7 protein-coding genes and 3 pseudogenes are annotated in these 9,875 nt (G+C 64.5%); 4 read left to right on the plus strand and 6 right to left on the minus strand.

From position 1 onward, the window contains the following. Positions 1-37 precede the first annotated feature (37 nt). The 4 genes and pseudogenes from AHiyo1_RS07700 to AHiyo1_RS07715 form a co-directional block, all read right to left on the minus strand. Entirely contained in the window at positions 38-991 is a 954-nt protein-coding gene (locus AHiyo1_RS07700) for an ATP-binding cassette domain-containing protein (RefSeq protein WP_059388166.1), read from the minus strand. 15 nt (positions 992-1,006) lie between these two features. Next, positions 1,007-2,073: pseudogene (locus tag AHiyo1_RS07705) on the minus strand (ABC transporter permease). A gap of 64 nt (positions 2,074-2,137) precedes the next feature. Then, positions 2,138-3,136: a substrate-binding domain-containing protein gene (locus tag AHiyo1_RS07710; protein WP_059388167.1), complete on the minus strand. Its 999-nt coding sequence runs from the start codon at positions 3,134-3,136 to the stop codon at positions 2,138-2,140. Positions 3,137-3,296: 160 nt separating this feature from the next. Then, entirely contained in the window at positions 3,297-4,307 is a 1,011-nt protein-coding gene (locus AHiyo1_RS07715) for a LacI family DNA-binding transcriptional regulator (RefSeq protein ID WP_059388168.1), read from the minus strand. A gap of 155 nt (positions 4,308-4,462) precedes the next feature. On the opposite strand from AHiyo1_RS07715, the gene AHiyo1_RS07720 reads away from it, so the two are divergent. From AHiyo1_RS07720 to AHiyo1_RS07735, 4 genes and pseudogenes are all read left to right on the plus strand, one after another. Beyond that, complete coding sequence (locus tag AHiyo1_RS07720) at positions 4,463-5,641, plus strand: Gfo/Idh/MocA family protein (RefSeq protein WP_059388169.1); 1,179 nt, start codon at positions 4,463-4,465, stop codon at positions 5,639-5,641. Continuing rightward, positions 5,638-6,657, plus strand: a complete 1,020-nt coding sequence (locus AHiyo1_RS07725) for a sugar phosphate isomerase/epimerase family protein (protein ID WP_059388170.1) — start codon at positions 5,638-5,640, stop codon at positions 6,655-6,657. The genes AHiyo1_RS07720 and AHiyo1_RS07725 overlap by 4 nt, the downstream gene beginning before the upstream one ends. Positions 6,658-6,824: 167 nt before the next feature. Beyond that, positions 6,825-7,202 carry an ArsR/SmtB family transcription factor gene (locus AHiyo1_RS07730; RefSeq protein ID WP_059388171.1) on the plus strand — a complete coding sequence of 126 codons (378 nt, stop codon included), beginning with the start codon at positions 6,825-6,827 and terminating at the stop codon, positions 7,200-7,202. Then, positions 7,199-8,855, plus strand: a pseudogene (locus AHiyo1_RS07735) (SulP family inorganic anion transporter). Before AHiyo1_RS07730 ends, AHiyo1_RS07735 begins: the two are co-directional and overlap by 4 nt. Positions 8,856-8,877: 22 nt before the next feature. Here the strand turns inward: AHiyo1_RS07735 and AHiyo1_RS07740 are convergent. Both AHiyo1_RS07740 and AHiyo1_RS26375 read right to left on the minus strand, forming a co-directional pair. Then, positions 8,878-9,750, minus strand: a complete 873-nt coding sequence (locus AHiyo1_RS07740; protein WP_059388172.1) for a sugar phosphate isomerase/epimerase family protein — start codon at positions 9,748-9,750, stop codon at positions 8,878-8,880. Positions 9,751-9,758: 8 nt separating this feature from the next. Beyond that, positions 9,759-9,875: pseudogene (locus AHiyo1_RS26375) on the minus strand (inositol 2-dehydrogenase); the annotation flags it as partial.

The raw sequence follows: 9,875 nt of genomic DNA on the forward strand, positions 1-9,875 counted from the left end.
CGGACCCCCGTCTCCGTCCGCGCTGTCTCCCCGCGCGCTAAGCGTGCCGCGGGCTGCTTTCCCTTGAATTGTCAGCTGCGCCCGCGACGTCGGTCACTTCGGATACCCCGGCGACTTCGGCTTGGACTTCCTTGAGGGCTTGGGTGTGTCCGCCGAGTTGTTCGAGTTCGTGGGCGAGTTCGGCCAGTTCCGCGCCGCCGGCCATCTGGGCGGTGAGTTCGTCCAGGGTGATGTCCTTCTTGTCGTAGTAGCCGATGGACTTCCCGCGCTTGAGCAGCAGGAACCGGTCCCCGACCGGGAAGGCGTGGTGCGGGTTGTGCGTGATGAAAATGACGCCCAGGCCCCGGTCGCGGGCCTGCAGGATGTAGCGGAGCACGACGCCGGACTGCTTCACGCCCAGCGCGGCGGTGGGTTCGTCCAGGATCAGCACCTTCGCCCCGAAGTACACGGCCCTCGCGATCGCCACGCACTGGCGTTCACCGCCGGAGAGCTGGCCGATGGGCTGTTCCACATCGCGCAGGTCGATGCCCATCTGGGCCAGTTCCTTGAGCGTGATGTCCTTCATTTTCTGGACATCCATGGACTTGAACGGGCCCCAGCCGGTGGTCAGTTCCGAGCCGAGGAAGAAGTTCCGCCAGATCGGCATCAACGGCACCACGGCCAGGTCCTGGTAGACCGTGGCGATGCCGGCGTCCAGGGCGTCGCGGGGGGAGTTGAACTTCCGCTCCTCCCCCATGATCTTCAGCACCCCGGCGTCGTGCTGGTGCAGGCCGGCGATGATCTTGATCAGCGTGGACTTGCCCGCGCCGTTGTCCCCCAGCACGCAGGTGACCCGGCCGTTGTCCACGGCCATGGTCACGTCCCGCAGGGCGATGATGTTCCCGTAGTGCTTGCCCACCGCGTCCAGGGAGAGCAGGTGCACGGGGGTGTGGGTCAGCGGGTCCTTCTCATCCTTGAGCAGGGTCTGCTGGTCGATCTGTTTGGCATTCATTCTCTTGCGCCCCTTCTACTTGAGCTCTGCGCGGCGTTTGACGATGAGGTTCACGATGGTGGCCAGCAGCAGCATCAGGCCCAGGAAGAACTTGAACCAGTCCGGGTTCCACTGGGCGTACACGATGCCTTTGTTCGCCATCCCGAAGATGAACGCACCGATCGCCCCGCCCACCGCGGAACCGTAGCCGCCGGTGAGCAGGCAGCCGCCGATCACCGCGGCAATGATGTACAGGAACTCGTTGCCCACGCCCTCACCGGACTGCACCGCGTCGAACGCGAAGAGGTTGTGCATGCCCAGGACCCAGCCGCAGAACCCGACCGCCATGAACAAGCCGATCTTCGTCTTCGTCACCGGGACACCCACGGCGCGGGCAGCGTTCGCGTCACCGCCGGCGGCGAAGATCCAGTTGCCCACCTTCGTGCGCAGCAGCACCCAGGACGCGATCGCGACCAGGATGATCCAGATGAAAATCGTGATCTTCACATCCACGCCGCCGATGCTGACCGAAGACGCGAAGACAGCCCGGGCCGACGCGAAACCATCCATGGACCGATTGACGGCGAAGACACGCTGCCTCCGATGGCACGTGTCAGGGCGAGGTTGAGGCCCGTGAGCATGAGGAACGTCGCGAGCGTCACGATGAAGGACGGCAGCTTCGTCTTGACCAGAATGTAGCCATTAACGAATCCGATCCCGAGGGAGACCACGAGCGCGAGGGTCACCCCGACCCAGACGTTCATTGAGAAATACCAGCTGAACATCGACGCAGTAAGCGCCGACGAGATCACGGCCACACCGGCGGAAAGGTCGAACTCGCCACCGATCATCAGCAGCGACACCCCCACCGCCATGATCCCGATCGTCGAAGAACCATACAACACAGTCGCAAACGCATTCGGCTGCAGGAAGGTGCTGGAGACGAGGGAGAAGAAGATGAAGAGGACCACCGCTCCTACGAGGGCGCCCACTTCGGGGCGACCCAAGAGCTTTTGGAAGGGGCTGCGCCGCCCCATCCTCTCATCGCCACGTGGCCCCGGGGCTGAAGCCGGCGCCGGCGGCAGGGTAGTTGTGCTTGCCATGGGAATAACTCCTTGTTGGTCAGGCCGCGCGGCGGTCACCCGCCGCGCGGCCAGGTTCCTGGATCTAGCGGAGGCCCTGCTGGGCAAACTTGAGGACGTCCTGTGCGTTGGACTTGTCAACGATGGCAGGCCCGGTGAGCACCGGCTGGCCACCGCCGATCTTGAAGCCGCCGCGCTTGTTCTGCCAGATTGCGTCTACGGACATGTAGCCCTGGAGCCACGGCTGCTGGTCCACTGTGAAGAGAACCTTGCCGTCCACGATGTCCTGGGCCAGTTCGGCATTGAGGTCGAAGCTGGCAACCTTGGCCGAGCTGCCGGCGTCCGTGACGGACTTGAGCAGGGTGATCGTGATGGGGGCGCCGAGGCCGATAATGACGTCAGCGTCCTTCGTCGCCTGGAGCTTCGCAGTCGCGGTCGACTGGACAGAAGTCATGTCCTGGCCGTTGACGTACAGGATCTCCGTTCCAGGGACCTTTTGCTTGACACCGGCGCACCGTGCCTCGAGGCCGACGTGACCCTGGGCTTGAATAACGCAGACCGGGTGCTTGAAGCCCTGGGCAGCGAGCTGGGTTCCAACCGCCGCACCAGCGAGCGTCTCGTTCGAGCCAAAGTGGGTGAACGCTCCGAGCTTCGCGGAAACGTCTTCGCCGGCATTGAGGCTCACCACGGGAATGCCTGCATCCTCGGCCTTCTTGAGGACGTCCTTAAGGGCATCCGGGGTTGCGAGTGTGACTGCGATGCCATCGACCTTCTGGTCGATAGCCTGCTGGACCAGCTGGGCTTGGCGGCCGGCTTCGGGGTCGTTCAGGTACTGAAGGTCGACGTTGTCCTTCGCGGCCGCTTCCTCAGCGCCCTTGCGGACGATGTCCCAGAAGGTGTCACCCGACGGTGCGTGGGTGATGAGTGCTACCTTGATGCGCGGAGTGCTTACGGCCTGACCGCCGCCGGCGGCAGCGTTGCCAGTGTCAGCCGGCTTCCCGCCCGTACTGGAACAAGCGCTAAGAGCCATCATCGGAACGACGGCCGCAACGAGTGCCGCCTTCCGCCAGGAAAACTTCTTCACGATTTATCTCCTTTGATTGGGGTTGTGGCCCTGCCACTCTGCAGGAGCTCAAAGCCCTCTACACAGATCATGGTGACTCGCCTCACAGATGTCAATACTTTGTCCTGACATTAGGATGTTTTTACGTGAGATGGTCGCGGTGATCACCGTCAGATCCGGATTAAGGTGCGGGGCGCGCTGTTGTCGAGCGGACAACCAGGACGGGATCAATCAGGGTGCGCTCGGGCTTGATAGCGGGGTCTTCGATCCTGGCGAGCAGCCTGTGCGCAACATCAACCCCGACAAGGTCGCTTCGGTTGTCGACGGAAGTGATGTCCAAGTACCTCGACTTTGCCAGCGGGGAATTGTCGTAGCCGATCACAGAAATGTCGTTGGGCACGCGAAGGCCCCTGGCCTTGAGGACGGCGAAGGCGCCCACGGCCATGGTGTCATTGGCCGCGAAGATCGCCGTCGCGTCCGGGTAGTGGTCCAGCAGCCAGGAAGCCGCGGCGTAGCCATCTTCCTCCGAAGTGCCTTTGGACTCGGCAATCAGGAGTTCGACGCCGGCGGCCTGGATCTGCCGCCGGAAACCGGCACGCCGATGGGTTGACGCGCCGTCGGACCCTGAGAGATGGCCGATGCGGGTGTGGCCCAGCTCCAGCAAGTGGCTCGCGGCCAGGCCGCCTCCGCCGTCGTCGTCGTTGGTAATGAGGTCGGCGCCGTTCGGCACCCCCATGCGCCATCCGGCAACCACCGTGGGTACCCATGTCCGCGCCAGCATAGGCTCGCTCGGTTCCGCCGCGATCACCAGCGCATCAATGTGCATGGCGAGGAGGCCGTCCGTGGCTTCTTTGATGCGGTGTTCGCCGGGCCGGGAGTCGGCCAGCATGACGTGGTATCCGAGATCGGAGAGGACGGATTCCATGCCCCTCAGCAGGTCCACGAACCAGAGGTTCCGGTAGTCGTCGATCACCAGGCCGATGCTCTTGGTCCGATTGCTCGCCAGGGTTGTCGCGGCCCGGCTGGGCCGGTAGCCCAACTCCGATATTGCGGCCTGGACGGCTTCGCGGCGCTTGTCGCTGACCCTCGCCGGCGCTTGGAGGACCAAGGACACCAACGACGGCGAGACGCCGGCTAGCTTGGCAACGTCGTAGATGGTGGGGCGGCGGGTTTTTGGACTGCTGGCACTCATGGTTCGGGAACCTTTCTCCTTTGCTGTCAAGGGTATTCGCAAGACATTGACAGGACATACTCACATGATTACGCTGTAAGTCCAGTGCTAAATTGTAGCGCTCCAAAATGCCCCGGTGTGCTCGACACCCAGGCTGAATTTCGAAGGAGAAATCAATGGCTGAGAGCCTAGGGGTCGCCGTCATCGGCGCAGGAATGGCGGGCAAGGCACACGCGGCGGCCTACCGCACAGCGTCTGCCCTTTATAGCCCCGTGCTTCCGCCGGTGCGCCTCGTGTCGATCGGGGACGTGAACCCGGAGTTCGGGTCCCTCGCTGCCCGGCGTTTCGGCTACGAACGCAATGACACCTCATGGCAGGCGATCGCGGAAGCGGACGATATCGACGTCGTGAGTGTCGTCATCGCGAATTCCCTTCACCGCGAGGTGGTCGAGGGACTCCTGGCCGCAGGGAAGCACGTCCTCTGCGAGAAGCCGCTGAGCGACTCGATCGAGGACGCCCGGGCCATGGCGGACGCAGCCCGCAACGCTTCCAGCATCGCGCGCATCGGCTTCACGTTCCGCCGCACACCGGGCATCGCCTACATCCGCGACTTGATCCGCACCGGCGTCCTCGGCAAGGTGCTGCACTTCAGCGGCCGCTACTGGACCGACTACGGCTTCAGCCCTTCCGCTCCCATGAGCTGGCGCTACAAGGGGGGTCCCGGCTCCGGTGCGCTGGCCGACGTCGGAAGCCACCTGGCCTATGTCTCCGAGTTCCTGTGCGGCGACATCACGTCCATCAGCGGCGGTCGCCTGAGCACCGTCATCGACAAGCGCCCTGTGCCCCTTGGCGCCGTCATGGGCCACGACCACGCCGCTGTCAGCGACACCTTCGAGGCCGTAGAGAACGACGACTACGCTGCTTTCAACGCAGCATTCGAGAACGGCGCGGGCAGCTTCGAAGTGTCCCGCGTTGCAGCCGGCCACGCCAACAGCCTCAACTTCGAAGTGTTCTGCGAAAACGGTGCGGCGAAGTTCGACCAGCGCCGCCCCTCCGAAATCCAGCTCTTCCTCAACGATGGCTCCGGCAACGAGAACGGCTACCGCCAGGTCATCCTCGGCCCGGGCCACCCCTACATCGCCGGCGGCCTCGCCATGGACGCCCCCGAAGTGGGCTTCGGGCAGAACGACGCCTTCGGTTACCAGGCCCGGGCGTTCCTCGAGGAGGTCGCCGGACTTCCGGAATCCGAGTCACTCCCCCGCTGCGCCACGTTCGACGAAGGCGTCCGCAACATGGAACTGCTCGGCGCCGTCACCGCATCCGCACTCAACAACGGAAAGACCATCACGCTATGAAACTCGGCGTCTACAACGCAATCCTGCACGACAGGCCGCTTCCCGAGGCCTTGAAGGTCATCGCGGACCTGGGTCTGACGGGCATCGAGATCAACACCGGCGGCTTCCTCCCCGCGGTCCACGTCCCCACCTTCGACGACATTCTTGTCTCGGATGCCGCCCGCGACGACTACCTCGCGATCTTCGAGGGGACCGGCGTCGCGATCGCAGGACTGAACTGCAACGGCAACCCCTTGCACCCCAAGCGCGAGATCGGTGAAAAGCATGCCGAGGACATCCGCCGCTCCATCCGGCTTGCAGAGCGCCTCGGCCAGAACCGGGTAGTGACCATGTCCGGTCTGCCCGGGGGCGAGCCGGGAGCCACCACGGTCAACTGGGTCGTCAACGCCTGGAACTCGGCGGCCCTGGACGTGCTGGACTACCAGTGGGACATCGCGGCGAAGTTCTGGCGCGAGACAGACCGCCTGGCCGCTGGGCATGGCGTCAAGGTAGCCCTCGAACTGCACCCGCAGAACATCGTGTTCAACTCCGCAGATGTCCACAAGCTCATCGAACTCACGGGCGCCACCCACGTCGGCGTCGAACTGGATGCCTCGCACCTGTTCTGGCAGCAGATGGATCCGGTAGCCGTGGTCCGCGAACTCGGACCCCTGGTCTTCCAGGCAGCCGCGAAAGACGTGCGCATCAACACCGCGAACGCAGCCCTCTACGGGGTGCTCGACAACAGCTTCCGCCGGCTCTCCCCGGAGGAAAGCCGCACCAACCTCGGCGGCGACGAATGGGCCAACGAGTGGCCCAAGAACTCCGCGTGGGACTTCGTTGCCCTCGGCCGCGGGCACGACACCGCCTACTGGACCGAGTTCCTGCGTGCCCTCTATGAAGTGGACCCGAACATGCTGGTCAACATCGAGCACGAAGACACTTCCCTCGGCCGGATCGAAGGACTCGAAGTGGCAGCCAAGGTCCTGCGGGATGCCGACGCAGCGCTGGAAGCGTCGCTGAAGGTGACGGCGTAGGGGGTTCCTCGCTAGCCGGTTCACCGAACCATAGAGGAGGGCCTCATCCGAGATGGGGCCCTCTTGTGTTGGCCTGCAGGGCTCTCTATTCCCACCCTTGTTACACTGGATGATGAATCCATAAAATAGTCAAGCAAAGACTCGTGGTGTGGGCCAGGAAGGCAATCATGGAAGAGTTCGCGGATTTCCGGGCACCGCTATACGAGGTGAAGGCCAATCTGTTCAAGGGGCTGGCCCACCCGGTCAGGATCCGGGTATTGGAGCTGCTGTCGGCCGCGCCCGAAGTGTCAGTGACTGAGCTTCTGGCCGCAACGGGCCTGGAGGCTTCGCACCTGTCCCAGCATCTGTCAGTGCTGCGCCGATATCACCTGGTCAAGGGAGAACGACGGGCACTGCAGATGTTCTACACCCTCGCTTACCCGCAGGTTGCGGAACTCCTCTCCGTGGCCAGACTGCTGCTCAACGACATTCTGCACACCACCCGGGCGCAGCTTGAGTCCTCAGAGGCGGCTGCATCCGCGTCAGCCGCAGCCAGCACCCGGTGAAGGCCCTGGTGGCGGTCCGGGCTTTGCTTCCCGGGCGGCAGGATTACACGCTGTTGCCGCGTACCTGGAAAGGAGACTTGGTTGCCGGGGTCACGGTCGGCATTGTCGCACTGCCGCTGGCACTGGCATTCGGTGTCAGCTCCGGCGCGGGTGCGGCCAGCGGATTGATCACCGCGGTGATCGCCGGCGTGATCGCGGCCGTCTTCGGTGGTTCCAACATCCAGGTCTCCGGACCCACCGGAGCCATGGTCGTGGTCCTGGGCCCCGTGATCGCGGCCCACGGGCTCGGTGCCCTGCGGCGGTCTCGGTCCTTGCCGGGGTGATAGTGGTGGCCGCGGGGCTACTCAAACTCGGGCGGGTCGTGACGCTCCTGCCCTGGCCGGTGATCGAGGGCTTCACCGTCGGAATCGCGGTGATCATCTTCCTGCAGCAGGTCCCTGCCGCGTTCGGCACCAAGCCGGGCCCCAGCAGCAACGCCGTCATCTCTGCCGCCCAGGCCATCGGCACCGTGTCCCCTGCCTCGGTTCTTGCCCCGACTGCCCTGGTGGCTCTGGTGGCGGTGATCATGATTGCGTCACCGCGGATCCACCCCCGGATCCCGGGCTCGCTCATCGCGATCATCATTGCCACTGTGGCCGCGCAGTTCCTCGACCTGCCTGTGACCCGGATCGGTGCGCTGCCAGATTCCCTGCCGGCGCCGATGATCCCCTCCCTGGACCTGGCGACGATCACCGCGCTGGCTGGGTCCGCGGCTACGATCGCGGCCCTGGCCGCGATCGAGTCACTGCTCTCGGCACGGGTCGGGGCGTCGATCTCCGATACCGGCCCTATGACGCGGACCGTGAGCTCCTGGGCCAGGGCCTCGCGTCCGTCGCGTCCGGATTCTTCGGCGGCATGCCGGCCACTGGTGCCATCGCCCGCACAGCGGTCAACATTCGTTCCGGGGGCAGGACACGCCTTGCCGCCATTACCCATGCGCTGGTCCTGCTTGCCGTGGTGTACCTGGCCACCGGCCCGGTTTCCCGCATCCCCCTTGCTGCCTTGGCCGGGGTCCTGATGGTCACCGCGACACGCATGGTCTCCCTCAAGACGCTGCGCAGCGTGATCGGATCAACCCGCGCCGACACGGTCGTGTTCTTCGTCACCGCACTGATCACCGTTTCCTTCGACCTGATCGAGGCCGTGGAGATCGGGATCGCCGTCGCTGCATTCTTCGCCTTGCGTGCCTTGGTCCGGTCCAGCGGTGTGCACCGGGAAGAAATCCCCGGCCCGGTCCACGAAGGGGACGAGCACATCGCCGTGTTCCGGCTCGACGGGGCACTATTCTTCGCCGCTGCCGAGCGCGTCCTGGAGCGGGTCAGCGCCATCCGGAACGTCGACGTCGTGATCATCCGCATGTCGCAGTTGCAGATCCTGGACGCAACCGGTGCCAGAACCATCACAGACATCGTCCAGGCCCTGGAACGCCGCGGAATCACCGTGCTGATCAAAGGGATCCAGGAGCGCCACGTTCGGCTCGTCACCCAGGTGGGGGTCCTGGACTCCCTTCGCCACCACAAACACCTCTTCACCGAACTGGGCCCAGCCGTCGAACACGCCCGAAGCCACGTCGCCCGCGCCGCCAGCGCACGCAACCCCGGCAAGACCCCGTAAACCGGTCCAGCCGCGGCCGCCCTTATTGGACCTTCGCGATGTATTTGCCCATGGTTTCCAGCTGGTAGCGGGACACCTCGTTGGCGTTGTCGTCCTCGGCGAAGACGCTGGACACCATGACCGTGTTGTCCTTGTCCAGGAAGCCGATTTCCTTGAGTCCGCCGAAGAACTCGTCCCAGTTGACGTCGCCGTCGCCGATCTTGAGGTGCTGGTGGACGCGCACGGCGTTTCCCGGCGGGTTGGTGATGTAGCGCAGCCCGTGGGAGGCGTGGTGGTCCATGGTGTCGGACACGTGGACCAAGCGCAGCTTGTCCCCCGCGGCCCGCATGATGTCGAGCGGCTTGTTGCCCATGTGGAACGTGTGGGAGGCAACGTAGACCATACCGATGTTGGGCGAATTCACGCCACGGATGACACGCAGCGCGGCGAGTCCGTCCTCCACGAAGTCGTCCGGGTGCGGGTCGATGAGGACGTCCAGGCCTTCGCGCTCGATGATCGGCAGCAGCTCTTCCATGGAACGGTAGAAGGCCCTTTCGGACTCCTCCGCCTTTTCCGGGCGGCCGCTGAATTCGGTATTCATCGTCTGCACGCCAAGATCGACCGTGATCTGGATGGCGCGCTTCCAGTAACGGACAGCGGCCTCGCGGGCGTCTTCGTCCGGTCCGGACCAGCGCAGCACCGGGAGCACCGAGGCGATCTCGACGTCGGCGTCCTTGCAGGCTTTCTTCAGCTGGCCGACCAATTCGTCGTCGGCCTTCGGGTGGTTGAAGAACGGGATGAAGTCCGCGTGCGGGGTCAGCTGGAGGTATTTATACCCGAGATCGGCGGCAAGCCGCGGAAACTCCAGCAGCCCGTGGCTGTGGTGGAACGGGGTGGGATCGAGGGCAATCTTCATGGCCACTCCTACTTGTACAGCTCGGGCTTGGTATTGAGTTGAACCGAGACCTTCTCGCCCGACTTCTGGGCCTCAACGCCGGCTTCGCAGCAAGCAGCGGTGGCGTAGCCGTCCCAGGCGGTGGG

This window comes from Arthrobacter sp. Hiyo1 (genome assembly GCF_001263615.2).
Classification (GTDB): domain Bacteria; phylum Actinomycetota; class Actinomycetes; order Actinomycetales; family Micrococcaceae; genus Arthrobacter.

Excerpts from the sequence above, each read along its gene's own strand:
- AHiyo1_RS07700 (WP_059388166.1), bottom strand. The coding sequence starts at position 991 with ATGAATGCCAAACAGATCGACCAGCAGACCCTGCTCAAGGATGAGAAG.
- AHiyo1_RS07715 (WP_059388168.1), bottom strand. The coding sequence starts at position 4,307 with ATGAGTGCCAGCAGTCCAAAAACCCGCCGCCCCACCATCTACGACGTT.
- AHiyo1_RS07720 (WP_059388169.1), top strand. The coding sequence starts at position 4,463 with ATGGCTGAGAGCCTAGGGGTCGCCGTCATCGGCGCAGGAATGGCGGGC.
- AHiyo1_RS07725 (WP_059388170.1), top strand. The coding sequence starts at position 5,638 with ATGAAACTCGGCGTCTACAACGCAATCCTGCACGACAGGCCGCTTCCC.
- AHiyo1_RS07730 (WP_059388171.1), top strand. The coding sequence starts at position 6,825 with ATGGAAGAGTTCGCGGATTTCCGGGCACCGCTATACGAGGTGAAGGCC.
- AHiyo1_RS07740 (WP_059388172.1), bottom strand. The coding sequence starts at position 9,750 with ATGAAGATTGCCCTCGATCCCACCCCGTTCCACCACAGCCACGGGCTG.